The following is an 18397-nucleotide window of genomic DNA, read 5'->3' on the forward strand; positions in this document are numbered from 1 at the left end:
CTAAACCCAATGTTCCAGCTAAAGAAGCTAGCCAAATATTTAAAGCCGCTGGCTTTGCAAAAACCAAACATGGCTGGGAAGGTAGCTGCGACACAGGTGAAATCAGCACATACAAAGACCTCAATGGTGACGGCCTAAAAGACGCAGTTATTTCAGACTACAGCACCATGTGCTATGGCAACACAGGTGTCGGCTACCACATCGTTGCTCAGCAAAAAACGGGAACATGGAAACTCATTTTTGAAAACATGGGCATCCCTACTTTTCTAAAAACCAAAGGAAAAGACGGCTGGCCTGATATTGAAAATGGTGGCCCCGGATTTTGTTTTGCCGTTTACCGCTGGAATGGTCAAAAATATGATGTCAACCGTTATGAATATCAGGGCAAAGCCTGCACATTAGACTATTAACACCTTAGCATAGTAAATTTCATATCAATGAATATATAAACTGATTGATTTATCATGCTTTTCTATACAGTTAAAACGCCTCAATTACTTGGGGCTTTTTTTATAAAAATGACCTCAGTTATACGACTAAAGAGCGCTGAATGACTTAAAAATGACATCTGAACTGTGCTAATTTAGATCAAAATTGAACATAAATATGTACAAACAATAAAGAGGGTTTAAAGATGTCTAAACAAATTTTAATGCTCGTAGGTGACTATGCTGAAGACTATGAAACCATGGTGCCTTTTCAGTTTCTAACAGGTCTCGGTTATACCGTACACGCGGTCTGCCCCGATAAAAATGAAGGAGAAAGCATAGCCACAGCCATTCATGACTTTGAAGGCGAACAAACCTATAGTGAAAAACGCGGTCATAACTTTGCCATCAATTACAACTTTGAAGCCGTACACACTGCGGACTATGTTGGTTTAGTCATTCCCGGTGGTCGCGCGCCCGAATATTTACGCATGAATGAACGTATCCTTGAAATCGTACGTGAGTTTGATGCTGCAAAAAAACCAATTGCAGCAGTTTGTCATGGTGCTCAAATTCTTGCGGCAGCCGATGTACTCGAAGGCCGTACTTGTTCAGCCTACCCTGCATGCGCAGCCGAGGTGAAACTAGCAGGTGGAACTTATGCGGACATTGAAGTGACGGAAGCTGTAACCGATGGGCACTTGATCACAGCGCCGGCTTGGCCTGCCCACCCTGCTTGGATGGCGCAGTTTATTAAAGCTTTAGGGGCGACTGTAACGATTTAATTGTGTTGTTCCTCAAATGAATCTTTTATGGCATGGTTTATCATCTTTTTAGATTCAAAAATAAAAAAGCTCCTTCGATTCAAGGAGCTTTTTTAATGACTTTTTTATAACATTAATGCTTTCGATTCAGTTTATAAATCTCTCTCACTATTCATAATCTTCAAAGACCGAACTACCTCGTCACACCCAACTTATTCCAAATCTCTGGGGTTAAAAAAGTCGTGACCAATTTATTCAAATCCACATAGCGCAGCACACCTTGCAACTGGCCCTTCACTTCAGGGTTCTTTAAAATTTCCTCACCCGTAATCTGTCCAAGTTCCTGAAAACTGTCTCCAACCGCTTGTAAGCCTTCAGCTTGAATCACCGCTTTGGTCTGCGCTGAACATTGCTCCACCAAAATGCGTTGTAAGACCTGTGCTAAGTTTTTATCTAGCTGTGTACGCTGTGCATCGGTGACATTGCTATACACCTTCAGATCAGGATGTGCAGCCAGTGCCGCAAACGTCCACTGCAACACAGTGGTTTTATCTGTTGCTGTCGTTGACTTCACCAAACAATTACTCAGTTGGTCGACTGTAGTACTAGCCGTAGCAACTTGGACTGAACCACACAATGCTGCGGCCAAAAAAGCATGACGAAAAAGAACAGAAGACCGACCTCGTAAAACGCTTAAAACAGGCTGTGACATAAACTCAACTCCAATCAACAATTGCATTCTTTGTATCACAAAGCCCGTCGATCAGCCTGTTATGGAACTGTAAAATTACCGTGTAGTTGGAGAAAATTAAATCGCTCAATTCAAGCGATTTCCCTATCCAACTCAGCAGTTTCAAATGCAGTGAGCTGTGGGTGTATAGTCGGGCATGCATTCCAAAACCAATAAAAATAACCTTTGGGATCAAGCAAAGTATGCATATGAATCGTAGATTGATCACTTTCGCCCTTCCAACACGCTAAAGCAGCATTTCGGTTATTGTGTAAATCGATAAATTCAGGAGCAACTTGCTTCGGCATTTCAGGAATATAAAGTGCGTCACCATGTTCTACCCACAAGTCAGCCAAATAAATTTTTCGGTCTTTTGGAAAATATCGTCCTGCTGAGATCACCAACGGCAATTGATTTGGATCGGTCGAAGCAAAAACATGCGGAAAGTCGTGATGCTCTAAGTCTGTGACGACAAAAGGATATAATGTTTTCGCGGCTAGATTGATTTGAGTTGGGTCATAAGGGAAAAAATGACCCGCCAACATGCCATATTGATATTTAATTTGAGACAACTTTTTCTGCGTAGCCTGTACCTCTATCGCCTGTCTAGCTTTCAGCAAAGTCATACCAAATGCGGCAGCAGTTTCTGGCGTGGCTTTGAGTGGCATAAACTCAAAAGAGTTTCCCCCGAATGCTAACTGAGTCTGCTCTCCCCAATGGGCTTGGATCGTTGCTATTTCTTTGGGTACATCATAAACATGTCCCATACTCATACGGGCATTGGTCGATGATGCAGAAATAAGTTCAATAGCATCTTATAGATCAGCTAAATACTCAGGCGTTCCGTCATTTTTGTAAAAATAAGGCTGAGCTGAAATATCAACGTCTATTTCTTGCACGGTCTGATCCAGCAAAGGCGCAGTAAAATAGGTGGCTGGTGTTTGGACATTACTCATGATGTTCTTCCTTTGGTTGAGGTGCTCACATGAAGTTCGGTCGCAAACAGCCGAAAATCTTACTTCATTTGCTTGAGCATATTTTTAGCACCTGTGTGGTTATGGTTTTTGGCTAAGTTCTGCAAAACATATTTTGCTTGCCCTTTAGGGTTGGAAAAACGACTGCTATAACTTGGAATACCCGTTAAACAGCGTGCAACTAATATGCCCGATTCGGTATAGACATTTGAGGCATCCGACCCCGGCAAACGACCATAGTTATATGCGCGTTGTGCACTGTTACAGGCAGCGACTTGGTTGCGTCCACTGTTAATATCACGGCGTGCAGCCACATACAGTTTGGCCTGTTGCTGCTGTGGTGTTTCTAAAGCTTTGGGAGCTTTAGGTGGTACTTCAACTTTGCTTTCTTTTTTAAGCTCAACTTCTTTTTTGCTTTCTTCCTCTTTCTTCACCTCTACCTTGGTGGCAGGTGCTTTCGTCACCGTTTTTTTGCTTGGCGTAATAGGGGTCATACTTCGTGGTGCTGGCTCAGTCAATACTTTGCTTTGTAGATTCACTACACGAGTATCATTTGAGTTAGGCAGTTTGCGTTCAGACAATGCCTCAATACTCACCAGCCACTGCTCGCCATTATTGAGCTGGCAACGAAAAGCACCCGTACCCTGTTTTAAACTGTTATAGGTGCGAAGTAATTTTTTCGCCCACGGATCTTTCACTAAGCTAAAACTACTTTTTTGTGTCTGAGTAAAACGCCCACCATGTGCTTGGCAATACTGACTAAACATGCTGCGTGGATATAGCACCTCGATATCTTTTTCATTTTTTACGCCTACCGTGTGATAGACGTATTCTTTGCTGTTTTTATCGGTATCATTAATTTTTCGTTCTACGATTAATTCTTGTGGTGATGCAATATTTTTAAAAGGTGCTTGTGCTATATTTCCCAGACTGGTACAGCCCTGCAACACACTCACCAAAACCCCAAATACACATAAAATTTTATAATTCACTACGACTTTACTCTTAAACACCCGCATAAAAACATTAGCGGAAAGCACATAAAATAACAAACTTAAATAACTGTTTTTATTATTTATTTTAGCTTGACACACACATCGTTTTGCTTTGCTTTATGACAACCTCAACAATATTTCATCAATTTAATTTGACCCATATAACAAAAGTTACAGACAAAACGATGTTTGAACACATAAAAAACCTGCCGTGAAAGGCAGGTGAGATACATCAAAAATATTTAGTCATCTAAAGTCGATTCAAAAGCTTTTAGACGCTTATAAATTGAGAGCAGTTCAATAATGGTTTTCCATGACAGAATTAGATATTGAAATGACTCTCGTACTTTATCAAACACATTACCAATTTGGTTGATTAAACCTAGAGTCATTTTCCCTGCTGCAATTGCGGGAAATAACACCACCAAACTGTATAAAATATCCAGTTGTCGATACCATGTCGCGACTAAGTTAAAATAAGCATAGTGAAAATAAAGTCTAAAATAATTCTTTCTTACTCTGCTAAACAGTTCGACCAATGTTGCAGGTTGGGCACGGTCTGCATGGTCTTCCCCATAAACCAATTCTTTACGGTAAGCTGCTTCTACTTTTTGATTGTTAAACTCTAAACCTGGTAGTTTACTTCCTACTACCATTAACAAGACCGTACCAAAAATAGCCCAAATAATAGAAGCCCAAACTAGGGAATGCTTTACTTCACCCACAATAGGCAATTCAGGAACATGCTTTGAAAGCTCAAATAGAATTGGTAAGAAAGCCACCAATACCATCACAGCCTTGATCAACTCAACGCCCAAATCTTCTAAAATGGTAGCAAAGCGCATAGTGTCTTCTTGCACACGTTGTGATGCCCCTTCTATATGACGCAATTTTTCCCAGTGTTGGGTGTAGTATTCATTCATCGCTGTACGCCACCGAAATACATAGTGGCTGGTGAAAAAGGCATTGATCACTGCGAAAGTGACCGCAACCATCGCAATATACAAGAAGGTTAAAGTACCCATATATAGGTCTTTAATGTTACCGCCTTTACCAAGCATGCTTTGAATGAGGTCCCAAAATGGTCCATACCATGCGTTGATGGCAACACTGACCTGTACACCAAACCAGATGTTAAACAGAATAAATGCGGAGCCCCAAATCGACCATCTTTGCCATTTATTGTCTGAGACAAAACGCCAAAATAAGGCAAAGAGTGTTGTTGCTATAAAAAACCAGAGATAGAACCACAGAAAAGACGGAGACCAAAAACGGCTTACCCCAATAGCTAATTCAGCCGTTGCATATCCTTGCGGCCAACCTATGGCGCTTCCCCATGTATTTCCCCCTGTGTACCACAGTACGACATTGATCACCGACCAAAGTAATACCGAAATGAAGAACCATCTAGGGTTTGGGAAAAATGACTTAAACATGAACGATATATATCCCTTTTATGTTTCAGGTATGCAATCCGTGCATACTAATCCTTATTTCTTAATTTAGTACAATCGCATTACAGCAAGTTTGTACAATTTACTTATCCTTATTGGGTTATACGTTATTTGATTTGTATGCCCCTTCACAAGAGCTCAGGACATTATTTTCCGACTTGATCAGTCACATCAAAATCAAAATCAATTATTTCAATAACTTATAAAAATAGAAATGAACTTTGCCTCAGATTTCAAATAATATTTTATTGCTTAGGATTTAAAGCGAGTGCAATAACGGTATTTCTTTAACAACCATACGATTACTTGTTGATTTTATGTATAAAAGAATGAAGTTTGCACATTTTAAAATGGCTTCATGCTACTATCTTTTCATTAAAAACTATTGGATCTATGACATGGAAACCCTAGTACTTGAACTGATCAAACCACTCACACTGACAAAAGAAGACTTTCCACCCATTAACTTTGAAGAAGGCACTGTGCTCAAAGTTCTCATGAAAACACCTACAGGTTACTTGGTAACGGCGGACTCTCGTTTTAATTTTACGGTGTCTTTTGATGATGAAAATCAAGTGTGGCAGAAGCTTTAATTTGCAACGCTCTTTAATAAAAGAATAATCCACTCAATAAGATAAAAATAAAAAACCATCTTTTTTTATTGATTTAAAACTGATTATTTTTATTAAAATTTAGTTTTTTATACTCAATCAGCAAATGAAGCCGTGCTGAGAGTTTTCTGTACCTATTGATTTTGTGAGATTATGAACTGTCTAACATTTCGTCCCAATTTATTGAAACCACACTTTGGCATCATTTCTAAGCTAAGTTCTCCCTCCTTGACTAAGCGAAACTGAGGCTAAACCTTTATAGTTCAGAATAAGCCGTATGATTATTTGCATAGCTTTCGTACATGCTTTGACTCTTCTTTTATCTATTTTTCTTTGTAAATATTCTGCATTAATGAGTTTTTCTTATTATACGTTAGAAAGATTCAATTTCTAAAAAGTGCAGCGCAATGCTAAAAAAATAACAAGCAAGGAAGATCAGGAAATAAAAGATGAATAAAGTCGTCGCAAATGCAGCCGAAGCATTGGCTGATGTGGTTGCCAATAATCAAACGGTTGCCGTGGGTGGTTTTGGCCTCTGTGGTATTCCAGAAGCATTAATTGATGCCTTAAAAAATACAGGTGTCACAGGTTTAACCTGTATTTCAAATAATGCAGGTGTGGATGGCTTTGGTTTAGGTAAATTATTAGAAACCAAACAAATTAAAAAAATGATTGCCTCTTATGTCGGTGAAAACAAAGAGTTTGAGCGACAGTATCTCAATGGTGAACTTGAAGTTGAGCTCACTCCGCAAGGTACACTCGCAGAAAAACTACGTTCAGGCGGCGCAGGTATTCCTGCATTTTTCACCCAAACAGGTGTAGGCACCCTCATTGCCGAAGGTAAAGAAGTCCGTGACTTTGATGGTCGTCCGCATATTTTAGAAATGTCCCTTACTGCGGATATTGCTTTAGTGAAAGCCTACAAAGCCGATAAAGCAGGGAACTTAGTGTTCCGTAAAACAGCACGTAACTTTAACCCTGACTGTGCCATGGCAGGCAAATTCACGATTGCCGAAGTTGAACAAGTGGTTGAAATTGGTGAAATTGATCCAGATGACATCCATTTACCGGGTATCTACATCAACCGCGTGGTGCTTAATGCCACCCCAAAAAAGCAGATCGAACAACTGACCATTAAAGCAGAGGAAGCTTAATTATGGCTTGGACACGTAATGAAATGGCGCAGCGTGCTGCCCTTGAACTCGAAGATGGTTTTTATGTCAACTTAGGTATTGGCTTACCGACCTTAGTGGCCAATTATCTACCCGAAGGGATCAATGTTTGGTTACAGTCAGAAAATGGCTTGCTCGGTATTGATGAGTTTCCAACCCGTGATGCAATCGATGCAGACTTGATTAATGCAGGAAAACAAACCGTCACCGCACGTAAAGGGGCTGCATTTTTCTCAAGCTCAGAATCTTTTGCCATGATTCGGGGTGGACATGTCAATATTGCTATTTTAGGTGCAATGGAAGTCTCTGAAACAGGCGACTTGGCAAACTGGATGATTCCGGGTAAAAAAGTCAAAGGCATGGGCGGTGCTATGGACTTGGTTTCTGGTGTACAAAAAGTCGTGGTTCTGATGGAACACTGCGCCAAAGATGGCACGCCAAAAATTATGCCTCAATGTACCCTACCACTCACAAGCAAAGCTGTCGTCAGCCGTATCATTACTGACTTAGGCGTAATGGATATCACGACTGAAGGTGTGAAACTGGTTGAACTGGCACACGATGTAAGCTTAGAGCAAATCCAAAAAGCGACTGGCACAGCACTCATCATCAATGACTTTAAAGCCGCTTAAGTACAAAACAGCATCATTCAAAGCAGCTTCGGCTGCTTTCTTATTGGGCTCAATCAAAAAGATTTTCAGTTACCAATAGGTATTTTTATAGCCTTTAAATCAGACATAAAAACCATCATCAGCTTGATCAAGAGTATTTCTATACTCCGAAATATATTGAAGGATGACTCTCGCGCACATCTTTTTAACCCAAATAGCTGATGAAAAACTAAGCCGCTCGGCTACTATATTTGCATTCCACATTCAGAGGTTCCCATGTCACAACAAGATTATGAAAATGGTTTAAAAGTTCGCACAGAAGTCATGGGCGAATCTTTTGTTAAAAGTGCTCAGGACAATACTGTACCTTTCACCCAACCTTTACAGGACTGGATTAATGAACATGCTTGGGGCTCAACATGGCAACGTGAAGGTGTCTTACCACGTAAATATCGCTCGTTAATTACCATTGCATTCTTGACGGCACAAAAAAGTCCAACTGAGCTGAAAGGTCACGTTCGTGGTGCGTTGAATAACGGTGCAACGGTTGAAGAAATTCAAGAAGTCCTTTTACACAGTTTGCCTTATTGCGGCGCACCTGCGACTCAAGAGGCGTTCCGCGCTGCGCTGGAAGTGATTCAGGAATATCAAAGCCATTCATAAATAGATTATGCGCCATACAAAAGCGTTTTTTGCAGTCGCATGGCGCGATTCATCTGGTTTGGCTATGCTGTATTTTTTGCCTAGCCAAACCATTTCCATTAAAAGGCTTTAGTCACACTCATGCCAACGCTAAAGTTTCGACCATCGGCCGGTTCAAAGAAGCGACTATTGCTGTCATTTACAATCACTGAGCCAACATAGTTACGGTCAAACAGGTTATCGAGTCGAGCATAGCTGTTTACTTTCCAGTCACGGTTTACCCATAAATAGCCGACATTTGCAGCCACAACGGTATAACTTGGCGCAGTATCTGAGTTGATATCATCGACATAAATTTTATCCATATATCGTGCTTCTAAGCCTGCTTGAAAGCCCTGTTCAGGTTGCCATGCAATACGAGTAAATGCTTGATTTTTAGCAATTCCGGGAATCTTATTTCCTTTATTAATGGCTTTCGCATAAGGTTTTGTTGAATCATCTGGATTCGCTATTTCTGCTGTATAACTATCAAATTCAGCATCGATATAACTAAAGCTAGATTGAATATTGAGCTGTTTCCAGATCGTTTGTTGCCATGAAAGCTCTAAACCTTGTCGTGTGGTTTGATCTGCATTACGAAAAGTCGCACGACCATCACGTGTTCCCGCTGTCACTATATCGTTTTCTGTATCTGTCTGGAAAATAGCAAAAGTGAAGAGCCCGAATGGATTCTGCGACTTTAGACCCAGCTCATAGTTATCACTACTTGCTGCTTTTAACGCAAAATTCATACCCGATTTCGAAGGATCAGTGTTATAAGCCATTTCGGTAAAGGTTGGCGTTTCAAAGCCTTTGCCATAACTGGCATAGGCATAAATTTCAGGTAAAATTTCCCAGCCTAAAGCTACAGAAGGCAATAATTTTTGATAATCCGTTGAACCACTGTCATCACCATTTTTATCAAGGATGTAATGATCATCTGACTCATAATGTACATTGCTATAGCGTAAGCCTGTATCAAGATGCCATGTGGGTAAGAATTGCCATGAGGCTTGTACATACGGATCTAAATTCCACAGGGTATTATTTTCATTTCGGCGTAAATCACCTTTCACGCCAAATGTACCCGCATGATTATAATTGTTATAACCTTTACGGTCCTCGACCATCCGGTCTAAAGCCAGTCCTGCAACCAAAGTTGTATTCAGCAAAAGTGCTTTTCCTGTCCAGCGAAAATCTGCGCCATAGTAATCTCGGTCAAAATCAATTACTCCACCTGCATGGCGAGGATTGAGTTGTGAAGAATTCGGTATACATTTGCCTGTATTTTCATTTATTGCACACTCAGGAATCGACTGATATTGTACGACTTGTCGGTTTCCCAAATAGAACATGCTATACAACTCTTGCTGGTCATTCAGCGGTTTAGTCCACGTCAGTCCTGTTTGGGTTTGTTCAATTTCTTTACGCACATTATAAGTATTGGTACGGTCATTCACTTGTTTCGGATTAGCTTTCCACTGCTCACGACTGAGACCTTGCGGGTCGTCAGCATCAATATCGACACGGTTCATCACCCAGTTGATTTTACTGCCATCGTCTAAGTTCCATGTTAGTTTGGCATTATTTAATACTTTTTGTGCAACACTATGGTCTCGAAAACCATCAGTATCAAAATAAGAAGAACTAATCACATAAGCAGGTTGATTGGCCTGTTCGGAACCCCCTTGTAATTGGATATTGGCTTGTTGCTTATGATTGCTGCCTGCATTTAGACCCACTTGAATTGAGTCTTTCCCTTGTCCTTCTTTGCTCTCAGCTAAAATGGTTCCACCTGATGAGTTACCATATAAAGATGAAAATGGCCCTGTCAGTACTTCGATGTGATCTAAACTATTGAGGTCAATATTGGAACTTTGCCCTTGACCATCAGGCATGGTCGCAGGAATACCATCGACATACATCCGAATGCCACGTACGCCGAAAGTTGAACGAGCGCCAAAGCCACGCATCGAAATCTGTAAGTCTTGCGCATAGTTTTCGCGGTTATTAATTTGTAAGCCTGCAACCCCTTGTAATACTTCGGATAGGTTCACATTGGCATTGTTTTGTACTGTAGCCGCTTGGACTTTTTGAATGGATGCAGAAGTCGATAACAACTCGCTATCGGTATGTACCGCTTGGACGGTGATGACAGGAAGTTGATATTCTGTCGCTTCTGCATAAGCATGCATAGATTGTAAAATAACCGCTGTCAATAAGGCTTGTTTAAAAGGCGCAGGCATCAAATAAGTTAATCGCACAATATTTCCTTGCTTGTTATTACCATAAAAATGGGAAGCCTATCATCTCGGCAGGCTTCCCATACAATAAAACGTTTTAATCGGCTAAGCTATACGCAACCACATAATCACCATGATCAGGCGACTGACGTGCCCCACCTGCGGAAATGACCACATATTGCTTGCCTGTTTTTGGAGAAATGTAGCTCATCGGTGTCCCTTGGCTACCCACTGGTAAACGCGCTTTCCATAATTCTTCACCATTAGATGAATTGAAGGCGCGCAAGTAGAAGTCTTGTGTTGCAGCAAAGAACACTAAACCACCTTGCGTCGCCATTGGGCCACCAATGGTTGGCATACCAATCGGCGCTTTTAAGCCCATTTTAATACCCATTGGACCAGTATCTTCAACCGTACCGGCTTTGTTGCACAACTACCTAACACCATGATTTTATTATATTTATTTTTATTAAAATTCTCACAAACCCCTTAAAAATCAGTATCTTGCAAAATATTTATGCAACAAATCAGTATCGGTCTCGAAATATTGTTTATCGCGCGCTGTTAGATAGTCACCCAAAGTCACATAATTTTTACCCTGACCATATTGCGCGATAAACTCATTCACATTACTTGGCATCGGCATTGAAATGGGTAATTTGGCACGGAAACCATCATGTGTTCCTGTATTTGCCCCAGACAACTTTGCATCTTCAGCATTAATCAAACCATCTTGGTTCTGATCGAAACCATCAAAAGTTTTTTCACCAGAGGCTTGGAACTCTTTTAACGTTAACTTTGGATCTTTACTCTTATCTAAAATACCATAACGGACATGTGCCTGTTTTAAAGACATTTCACGTCGTTGCTTAAGTACAGGGGCTAAACGTGCCTGTTCAAATTGTGCAAACTGTTCGGCTGTCACTTTTTTAGTGTTCGCAAAAAGTGCGGCATAATCCTGCGTATATTGCTGTGTTACCAGTGCAGCACTCGGTTGTTTATTTTCTGGGTGGTAAAGCGCATGAATGGCATAAGCTTGTTGGTATGTATCCGTTTGTGCTGTTTTGTCTGCAGCTAAAATACTCGCTGAAGCACTGAGCATAACGATGCCCGTTGCCAATCTAGTCATAATTTTCATGGTGATTTCATTTCCTGAAGGTTAAGTTTGCTGGGCGGAATCTCAGTTCTATCTAGCTTTGAAATTAGTATTTAAATTCAACACTTGCGACAATATTACGACCTGGTTCTGCAGCACGATCGATCAGAGTGGCTTGGTTCGTTCCTGTAATGGTGCCCACTGCGGCATAGTTCCAATACGTCTTATCAAAGATGTTATTCACCGCCACATTCAACTTAGTGAACTTATTCATATTCCAGTAAGCTGAGAGATCAAACACGGCATAACCTGCAACATGTTGATACTCCACGTCATCTTGGTAGGTACTCACATCTTTAGATGCGATTTTGTCCCCGACCGCAGTTGCAGTTAGACCTAAACCAAAGACTTTATCTGGATGGTCATAAGTAAAGGTGAGGCTGCCCTTTTCAGGTTGTACTGAATTCACCCCACTTTTCAGTCCATCTTTATTTTTTGCGGTGCCTTTGGTTTTACCTGCCACTAAAGAGAGGCTAAATCCATCCGAGTGTGGAATAAATTGACCCAAATCAATACGTGTAGACAACTCACCTCCCCAAATTTCGGCATTGGCTAGGTTTTCTGCACGGTAGTAACCATAAGGATATTGTAGGGTGGTGCCATAGTTGTGGTAATCGATGAAGTCACTGTATTTGGTATAAAAACCTGTGACATCAAACTTGATACCATCAATTGAAGTATTTCTCAGTCCAATTTCAAATGCATCACTGGTTTCTTCATCAAGATTCGAGTTACCAATCACGATATAACTTGGATTGCCTGCGGTAGTTTGATAGATGCCGCCTATCTCAGTAGGTGATGGAATACGTGTACCGCGGGTGTATTTAAAATAACTGTAGTTTTCAGGAGTGAATTGATAACTGGCCGCAAAACCCGGCGAAACATAACTAAAGTCACGTGCTTGGACATCACTATAGCTCGAAGAATCTGGTCGATACTCCTGTCGTTCAAAACGAAGCGATGGTGTTAGGGTTAAATCACGACCAAAGAGCCCCAAACGAATTTCATCTGAGAAATAGGCTGCGTAACGCTTTAACTCAGAATCCAGTAAATAACCATCTTGGTAGAGTGTTGGTAGTGTTGCACCATTGCGTAAATCGACTTTGGTACTGGAATAATCTTTTTGGTCGACTGCAAGACCATATTTTAAAGTCTGCTGCTCTAAGTTCTTCGATGCATCAAACTTAATCCCTGTGTTTTTTTCTTTATAAGTGGTTGAGAAATCACGTTTTGAACCGTACTGGGTTTGTCGGAGACTTTTTTATTTAAGTTAGGCCACCTGACCTAACGGGTTAATCTTATCATAGTACATTGCTTCAAACTCAAAAGGCGATACATAACCCAGTGCACTGTGTACACGCTTTTTATTGAACCAATCTACCCAGTTTAGTGTCGCAAGTTGTACATCTGCTAAACCTTGCCAATCTGCTTTTAAATATTCAATCACCTCTGTTTTGTATAAGCCATTCACCGTTTCAGCCAGAGCATTATCGTATGAATCACCAGTTGTACCGACTGATGCTCGTAAATTTGCTGCTTCTAAACGATTGGTATAGCGAATGGAAAGATATTGCACACCTCTGTCGGAATGATGAATCACATTCTTTGGCATGCATCGATCGTGCAATGCTTGCTCAAGTGCATCGAGTACCATATCTGTATTCATCCGTGTAGATACTTTCCATCCAACAATTGCTCGTGAGAACACATCAATAACAAATGCGGTATAGACCCAGCCTGAATGAGTTTGAATATACGTAAAGTCACCCACCCATAGTTGGTTTGGATGATCAGCATTAAAATTCCGTTTCACTAAATCATCTGCTCGTTTTTGGTCATCTCGGTTACGAGTAGTTTGTTTATTCTTACCACGCCAAACACCTTGTATACCTAGCTTCTGCATCAATCGAGCAACTGTACAACGTGCAATAACATAGCCTTCACGTTTCAGTTGTTGCCAGATCTTACGCACACCGTATCGACCTGAACTTTCTTTCCAAATACGTTTGATTTGCTCTGCATGATGTAAATCATGCAGAGCACGTTTCGCTCGATGTTCTGGATTGTCAGCGAGATCTAAGGTTCGGTAATAGGTTGAAGCTGCGATCGGTAAAATCCTACAAATCGCTTCAACACCATATCGATCTTTATTGTTATGGATAAAATCCACCATTATTTGTGTGGGCGGTCGAGCTCCGCCTGGGCGAAAAAAGCGGCTGCTTTACGTAGAATCTCATTGGCGCGTTGCAGTTCTTTATTTTCGCGTTCGAGTTGTTTGATACGTTCTTGGTCTGAAAGCTGCTGTACTTTAACTGGATTTTGTTTATCTAAATATTTTTGATACCAAACACGTAGTGTTTCAGGAGTACAACCAATCTTAGGCGCAATAGCTGTGATTGCAGCCCAAATAGAAGGATAATCTTTTTCAGATTCAATCAATAATTGAACCGCTCTTTCTCTGATTTCAGGGGTATATTTTAATTTTGTCATCGGGATAGTCTCTCAGAATATTGACTCTCCGACAAACCCGGTACGGTTCACCTAGCAGGTTGGGTTACCACAGAAGTTGGCCGTCAGCCTTGGGTCGTGTATGGCGTGATTCGAACTAAAGACGGTTTATCGCATACAGTCACCGCAGATCAAGTCGGCTTGAGCCTGATTATTTTTGTTCTGGTCTATACCGTCGTCTTTGGCGCGGGTATTTACTACATGCTGCGCTTGATCAAATTAGGCCCTGCTTTTTCTACGCCTTTAGATGCCGTGCAAGATACTGGCCCAGGGCATTTTAAAACCCCTTTACGTCCACTCAGTGCTGTTGAAGAATCCATCGAGACCACTGATCCTTCTGCTCAAAATAGTAAGGAGAAACCACATGATTGATCTCGCTTTGGTTTGGGTCGGTATTATCGGGCTCGGGGTACTCATCTATGTGGTTATGGATGGTTTCGACTTAGGTATTGGTATTCTGTTTCCCTTTATGAACGGAACGCAAGAACGCGATGTGATGATGAATACCGTCGCGCCTGTTTGGGACGGTAATGAAACATGGATGGTCCTAGGTGGTGCTGGCTTATTCGCTGCATTTCCTTTGGTCTATTCAACTGTTTTATCGGCACTGTATTTACCCATTATCTTTATGGTGGTTGCCTTGATTTTCCGCGGCGTAGCGTTCGAGTTCCGCTTTAAAGCCACGCGCACCAAATACCTCTGGGATCTCGCGTTTATCTGGGGCTCTATCTTATCGAGCTTTTTCCAAGGCGTGATTTTAGGGGCTTATATCCAAGGTATTCAGACCACCAATGGTATTTACAGCGGTGGTGGATGGGACTGGTTCACGCCATTTACATGTTTTACCGGTCTAGGTGTCGTGGTCATGTACGCCACTTTAGGCTGTGGCTGGCTCATTTGGAAAACCGAAAAAGAGATACAGCAACGGATGTTTCATCTCATGCCTAGGCTGATTATTGCTTTGCTCATCATCTTCGGTGCCGTGAGTTTATATACGCCGCTGACCCATCCTGAAATTGCACAGCGTTGGTTCTCTCTGCCGAATCTATACTATTTTAGCCCAGTGCCAATTTTAGTCTTACTGTTTGTTGGCTTGATTCTATCTGCGTGCAAAAAGCAGCATGAACTAAAACCGTTTATCTATACTTTGGCTTTAGTCTTTTTGGCTTTTACTGGCTTCGTCATCAGCTTATGGCCCAATATTATTCCGCCATCGGTCACTATTTGGCAGGCCGCTGCACCTGAGTCAAGTTTAAAGTTCACCTTGGTGGGAGCTGCAATTTTAATCCCAATCATCATTGCCTATACCTTCTTGTCCTATTGGGTGTTCCGTGACAAAGTACGTATAGGAGATCAGGGTTATCATTAATTGAGGAGATAGACATGAAAAAATTTGTTGATCGACTCAGCCCACGATTATGGTTTATTTTATTGTGGTGCTTTGGCTTTATTTCTCTCGCACTGATTGCGGGTTTCTTTAAGCTGTTGCTGAGTTTTGCTTACTAAAGCCAGCCAAGCATTTTTTATGAATTAGGCACGGGACTTTCAGTACATGTCCTGTGCCTTTTAATTGCAGCGAACCTATATGTATAAATCAGAAAAACTTGCGCTCAGCCTGAAACATTTGATTGAAAGTGGTTTTTGGAAAGCCAACGATAAACTACCTTCACTTCGTCAACAAGCTGAAATATCGGGTTTTAGCCTAATGACCGTGATGAATGCCTATCAGGAACTCGAAGCGCAAGGGCTGATTTATTCACAAGAAAAACTCGGTTATTTTGTGACAGGCGATGGACGCTCAGACAGCAACTCCAATAGTGTCATCCTCAACGAAAAAATTGAAATCAACTCTAAAATTTTCAGATACTTAAAATCGATCCAATCTGAACAAATGGTTCCCTTTGGCATTGCCTTTCCCAACAGCCAACTGCTCTACTCTGCCAAGCTGATGCAAACGTTGGGACAACGTGCCAAACACCGTCTCAGTTATGAACAGATGCCAAGTTTACCTCCCGGAAACTTTGAGCTGCGGAAACTGATTGCACAGCGCTACTGTATGCAAGGAATTCCAACAGACCCATCCGATATCGTAATTACCTCGGGCGGATTAGATGCTTTAAACCTCTCCTTACAAGCCATGACCCAACCGGGTGACTATATTTTACTTCAAAAAACAATATTTTATGGTGCATGGCAAGCGGCTGAACATTTGGGCCTAAAAGTCATTAGTATTCCTGAACATGAAGAACATGGTATTGACCTTGAGGCGTTTAAAGATGCAATTGAACGTTATCCAATTAAAGTCTGTTTATTGATGCTCAACAGTCACAACCCAATTGGTTTTACGGTCAGTGATGACATCAAATACCAACTGGCAAAGCTACTGCATGAGCGCGATATTTATTTAATTGAAGACGATGTGTATGAAGAGCTTTATTTTGATCATAAAAAACCGCTGTCGATGAAATACTTTGATCAGAAAAATTTGGTTTTACACTGCTCTTCTTTTTCAAAAACTTTAGGTGCGGGTTTTCGGATTGGTTGGGTCTATGCGGGTAAATTTTCGGAGCATATTCAGCATCTACAGCTGATGAGCACGCTTTCCGTCAACTCATTTATTCAAAATGCCTTGGTCGATTATTTATCGCATCGACACTATGAAAAGCACTTAAAAACTTTGCGTAACACCTTAAAACGTCTCAAAAATCAGTATTACACTTATTTATCTGAACATTTGTCTGAAGATTATCAAATTCATTATTATCCATCGGGCTATTTTCTTTGGATTACTTTGCCCGAGCAGATCAATGGAAATTTGATTTATGAGCAGCTTTTAGAGAAAAATATCAGCATTGCGCCCGGTTCATTATTTTATCAAACGGACAATGTCCCACATCATATTCGAATCAATTGTTCATTTGAAATCAATGAGCGTATTCAAAATGCCTTAGATGCCTTGATCCAATGTATTTACCCAGAAGCCTTTGAGTAAAAGTTGAATGCTTTAAATCCAAACTGATTTAAAGCATCTTTTTATTTGAAGAGACTCACTGCCCATACTGCAAATATCACCATCCTAGAGATAAAATGACATGATCAGATCGGATCATGCCATTCCTCTCAAGCTAGGTATAAGATTTCTCAGCAATCATATTTTGAAAATAGGTGCGATAGATATAGACACAGCCAAGTGAAAAGCCAGCCATCAGGCCGGATGCAACAGGTAAATACATCACACTGTCTTGTGGAAAGACAAAAACCAAAAATGGAAAGGCATATACCGCAGGAATGCGCATATCAAAGAGCTTGAGCAAAAGAAACATCAAGGGCATATATATAAAGGTGAGCAAGATCCAATCTTGAATCCACAACTGCATAAGCACGGCCATTGAAATCGACAGTGTCAACACAGCAACCTGCTTAAGATACATTTTCAACGAATACATCATCATATTTAATGATTCGTACACCACCACTGTAATCGGTGGAATCAGTGCCATCGCTTCAACCTTGAAAATAGCAGCGAGTGCAAAACCAATTAAAGTAATACTGGCATACACACCTATTTTTCGTCGATCAAAATTGCCTTTTCTCTCCACACCTTGGTTCAGTTTAAAGAGCACTACACCCAACATCAGGATAAAACTGGTGGCAAAAATCGAAATCAAAAACGATATTTCATAGGCTTGGGTCACAATCGGCAAGAAACCTGTGGCCAGTGCGGGCGGTAATATATAGTTAAACATCCGCATCACGAGCAACATGGCACAGAGAACTAAAACCAGTTTGAATAGATATGAAATTGGCATTAAGTTAATACAGAAGCCTATAACAGCGGTCAAACTGGGTAAAATAAAAATTTTATCTGGCTGATTCAGCCACTGTTTATCTCGATAGACCCACAACCCAACGGCCATCGCCGCCCATTTCAGGCAGAATAATTTCACGATCATTCAGTCCATAGGCAGCTGCCACCATGAATACTATAAAGACAAAGGCCGCGAGATAGCTTTGGGGGCTTAAGATTGTCTTTGCATGTGACATAGGATTCATATTCGATTCCTTGTTGA

General features: G+C 41.0%; 19 protein-coding genes, 3 pseudogenes and 1 other annotated feature. Of the genes and pseudogenes, 10 read left to right on the top strand and 12 right to left on the bottom strand.

Features of this window, described 5'->3' with window-relative positions; all coding sequences use genetic code 11:
* The coding region (locus tag ACY3FQ_RS12150) for a hypothetical protein (protein WP_489774109.1) at positions 1–410 on the top strand (410 nt) is incomplete at its 5' end.
* Positions 411–634: 224 nt separating this feature from the next.
* The gene (locus ACY3FQ_RS12155) at positions 635–1213 is read left to right on the top strand and encodes a DJ-1/PfpI family protein (protein ID WP_201704142.1); all 579 of its coding nucleotides are present in this window, start codon (positions 635–637) and stop codon (positions 1211–1213) included.
* Between the two features lie 172 nt (positions 1214–1385).
* Here the strand turns inward: ACY3FQ_RS12155 and ACY3FQ_RS12160 are convergent, their stop codons facing one another.
* From ACY3FQ_RS12160 to sbmA, 5 genes are all read right to left on the bottom strand, one after another.
* On the bottom strand, positions 1386–1904 hold the full coding sequence (locus tag ACY3FQ_RS12160; RefSeq protein ID WP_005399999.1) for a hypothetical protein: 519 nt from the start codon (positions 1902–1904) through the stop codon (positions 1386–1388).
* Between the two features lie 110 nt (positions 1905–2014).
* Positions 2015–2695: a hypothetical protein gene (locus tag ACY3FQ_RS12165; RefSeq protein ID WP_227556989.1), complete on the bottom strand. Its 681-nt coding sequence runs from the start codon at positions 2693–2695 to the stop codon at positions 2015–2017.
* Positions 2696–2737: 42 nt separating this feature from the next.
* Positions 2738–2878: a hypothetical protein gene (locus tag ACY3FQ_RS12170; RefSeq protein ID WP_227556988.1), complete on the bottom strand. Its 141-nt coding sequence runs from the start codon at positions 2876–2878 to the stop codon at positions 2738–2740.
* Between the two features lie 59 nt (positions 2879–2937).
* Complete coding sequence (locus ACY3FQ_RS12175) at positions 2938–3990, bottom strand: hypothetical protein (RefSeq protein ID WP_201950526.1); 1053 nt, start codon at positions 3988–3990, stop codon at positions 2938–2940.
* A 143-nt stretch (positions 3991–4133) separates the two neighbouring features.
* Complete coding sequence (sbmA, locus tag ACY3FQ_RS12180) at positions 4134–5327, bottom strand: peptide antibiotic transporter SbmA (protein WP_178928804.1); 1194 nt, start codon at positions 5325–5327, stop codon at positions 4134–4136.
* A gap of 416 nt (positions 5328–5743) precedes the next feature.
* Here sbmA and ACY3FQ_RS12185 point away from each other — a divergent pair, with 416 nt between their 5' ends.
* The 4 genes from ACY3FQ_RS12185 (at position 5744) to ACY3FQ_RS12200 (ending at position 8402) form a co-directional block, all read left to right on the top strand.
* Positions 5744–5938, top strand: coding sequence for a hypothetical protein (locus ACY3FQ_RS12185; RefSeq protein ID WP_004694700.1), 195 nt, complete (start codon positions 5744–5746; stop codon positions 5936–5938).
* A 467-nt stretch (positions 5939–6405) separates the two neighbouring features.
* Entirely contained in the window at positions 6406–7110 is a 705-nt protein-coding gene (locus ACY3FQ_RS12190; RefSeq protein ID WP_201950508.1) for a CoA transferase subunit A, read from the top strand.
* Positions 7111–7112: 2 nt separating this feature from the next.
* On the top strand, positions 7113–7760 hold the full coding sequence (locus ACY3FQ_RS12195) for a CoA transferase subunit B (RefSeq protein WP_201950505.1): 648 nt from the start codon (positions 7113–7115) through the stop codon (positions 7758–7760).
* Positions 7761–8015: 255 nt separating this feature from the next.
* Positions 8016–8402, top strand: a complete 387-nt coding sequence (locus tag ACY3FQ_RS12200; RefSeq protein WP_201950503.1) for a carboxymuconolactone decarboxylase family protein — start codon at positions 8016–8018, stop codon at positions 8400–8402.
* Positions 8403–8500: 98 nt separating this feature from the next.
* On the opposite strand, the gene ACY3FQ_RS12205 is transcribed toward ACY3FQ_RS12200, so the two are convergent.
* The 5 genes and pseudogenes from ACY3FQ_RS12205 to ACY3FQ_RS12225 all read right to left on the bottom strand — a co-directional run bounded on the left by ACY3FQ_RS12205 (position 8501) and on the right by ACY3FQ_RS12225 (position 14309).
* Complete coding sequence (locus ACY3FQ_RS12205; RefSeq protein ID WP_489774426.1) at positions 8501–10666, bottom strand: TonB-dependent receptor domain-containing protein; 2166 nt, start codon at positions 10664–10666, stop codon at positions 8501–8503.
* A gap of 94 nt (positions 10667–10760) precedes the next feature.
* Positions 10761–11081 (bottom strand): annotated as a pseudogene (locus ACY3FQ_RS12210) (membrane-bound PQQ-dependent dehydrogenase, glucose/quinate/shikimate family); the annotation flags it as partial.
* 78 nt (positions 11082–11159) lie between these two features.
* Entirely contained in the window at positions 11160–11801 is a 642-nt protein-coding gene (locus ACY3FQ_RS12215) for a hypothetical protein (protein WP_227556987.1), read from the bottom strand.
* A gap of 64 nt (positions 11802–11865) precedes the next feature.
* Positions 11866–13047, bottom strand: a pseudogene (locus ACY3FQ_RS12220) (TonB-dependent receptor domain-containing protein); the annotation flags it as partial.
* Between the two features lie 42 nt (positions 13048–13089).
* Positions 13090–14309 (bottom strand): IS3 family transposase gene (locus tag ACY3FQ_RS12225; RefSeq protein WP_489774113.1). Its coding sequence is split into 2 segments (ribosomal slippage): positions 13090–14033 and positions 14033–14309, totalling 1221 coding nucleotides; the frame shifts between segments, so codons are not numbered across the junction.
* Positions 13918–14034 (bottom strand) — a sequence feature (AL1L pseudoknot). It overlaps the preceding gene by 117 nt.
* A 51-nt stretch (positions 14310–14360) precedes the next feature.
* Between ACY3FQ_RS12225 and ACY3FQ_RS12230 the strand changes: the two are divergent.
* The 4 genes and pseudogenes from ACY3FQ_RS12230 to ACY3FQ_RS12245 form a co-directional block, all read left to right on the top strand.
* Positions 14361–14699, top strand: a pseudogene (locus tag ACY3FQ_RS12230) (cytochrome ubiquinol oxidase subunit I); the annotation flags it as partial.
* Positions 14692–15696: a cytochrome d ubiquinol oxidase subunit II gene (cydB, locus tag ACY3FQ_RS12235; protein ID WP_039889800.1), complete on the top strand. Its 1005-nt coding sequence runs from the start codon at positions 14692–14694 to the stop codon at positions 15694–15696. The pseudogene ACY3FQ_RS12230 and the gene cydB, both read left to right, overlap by 8 nt.
* Before the next feature lie 14 nt (positions 15697–15710).
* The gene (locus ACY3FQ_RS12240; RefSeq protein ID WP_004694789.1) at positions 15711–15833 is read left to right on the top strand and encodes a hypothetical protein; all 123 of its coding nucleotides are present in this window, start codon (positions 15711–15713) and stop codon (positions 15831–15833) included.
* 79 nt (positions 15834–15912) lie between these two features.
* A complete protein-coding gene (locus ACY3FQ_RS12245) occupies positions 15913–17319 on the top strand; it encodes an aminotransferase-like domain-containing protein (RefSeq protein WP_201950492.1) in 1407 nt (468 codons plus the stop codon).
* Positions 17320–17452: 133 nt separating this feature from the next.
* Here ACY3FQ_RS12245 and ACY3FQ_RS12250 read toward each other — a convergent pair whose 3' ends face one another.
* Together ACY3FQ_RS12250 and ACY3FQ_RS12255 are read right to left on the bottom strand one after the other, a co-directional pair.
* Positions 17453–18274, bottom strand: coding sequence for an HPP family protein (locus tag ACY3FQ_RS12250; RefSeq protein ID WP_227556986.1), 822 nt, complete (start codon positions 18272–18274; stop codon positions 17453–17455).
* Complete coding sequence (locus ACY3FQ_RS12255) at positions 18213–18380, bottom strand: hypothetical protein (RefSeq protein ID WP_227556985.1); 168 nt, start codon at positions 18378–18380, stop codon at positions 18213–18215. Before ACY3FQ_RS12255 ends, ACY3FQ_RS12250 begins: the two co-directional genes overlap by 62 nt.
* Between the last annotated feature and the right edge of the window lie 17 nt (positions 18381–18397).

The sequence above is a fragment of the Acinetobacter sp. AB03 genome (genome assembly GCF_058107045.1).

Coding starts and splice junctions, on each gene's coding strand:
- ACY3FQ_RS12170 (WP_227556988.1), bottom strand. CDS start 2,878: ATGAGTAATGTCCAAACACCAGCCACCTATTTTACTGCGCCTTTGCTG.
- ACY3FQ_RS12195 (WP_201950505.1), top strand. CDS start 7,113: ATGGCTTGGACACGTAATGAAATGGCGCAGCGTGCTGCCCTTGAACTC.
- sbmA (WP_178928804.1), bottom strand. CDS start 5,327: ATGTTTAAGTCATTTTTCCCAAACCCTAGATGGTTCTTCATTTCGGTA.
- ACY3FQ_RS12185 (WP_004694700.1), top strand. CDS start 5,744: ATGGAAACCCTAGTACTTGAACTGATCAAACCACTCACACTGACAAAA.
- cydB (WP_039889800.1), top strand. CDS start 14,692: ATGATTGATCTCGCTTTGGTTTGGGTCGGTATTATCGGGCTCGGGGTA.
- ACY3FQ_RS12190 (WP_201950508.1), top strand. CDS start 6,406: ATGAATAAAGTCGTCGCAAATGCAGCCGAAGCATTGGCTGATGTGGTT.
- ACY3FQ_RS12240 (WP_004694789.1), top strand. CDS start 15,711: ATGAAAAAATTTGTTGATCGACTCAGCCCACGATTATGGTTTATTTTA.
- ACY3FQ_RS12160 (WP_005399999.1), bottom strand. CDS start 1,904: ATGTCACAGCCTGTTTTAAGCGTTTTACGAGGTCGGTCTTCTGTTCTT.
- ACY3FQ_RS12205 (WP_489774426.1), bottom strand. CDS start 10,666: ATGCCTGCGCCTTTTAAACAAGCCTTATTGACAGCGGTTATTTTACAA.
- ACY3FQ_RS12200 (WP_201950503.1), top strand. CDS start 8,016: ATGTCACAACAAGATTATGAAAATGGTTTAAAAGTTCGCACAGAAGTC.
- ACY3FQ_RS12245 (WP_201950492.1), top strand. CDS start 15,913: ATGTATAAATCAGAAAAACTTGCGCTCAGCCTGAAACATTTGATTGAA.
- ACY3FQ_RS12255 (WP_227556985.1), bottom strand. CDS start 18,380: ATGAATCCTATGTCACATGCAAAGACAATCTTAAGCCCCCAAAGCTAT.
- ACY3FQ_RS12165 (WP_227556989.1), bottom strand. CDS start 2,695: ATGAGTATGGGACATGTTTATGATGTACCCAAAGAAATAGCAACGATC.
- ACY3FQ_RS12155 (WP_201704142.1), top strand. CDS start 635: ATGTCTAAACAAATTTTAATGCTCGTAGGTGACTATGCTGAAGACTAT.
- ACY3FQ_RS12215 (WP_227556987.1), bottom strand. CDS start 11,801: ATGAAAATTATGACTAGATTGGCAACGGGCATCGTTATGCTCAGTGCT.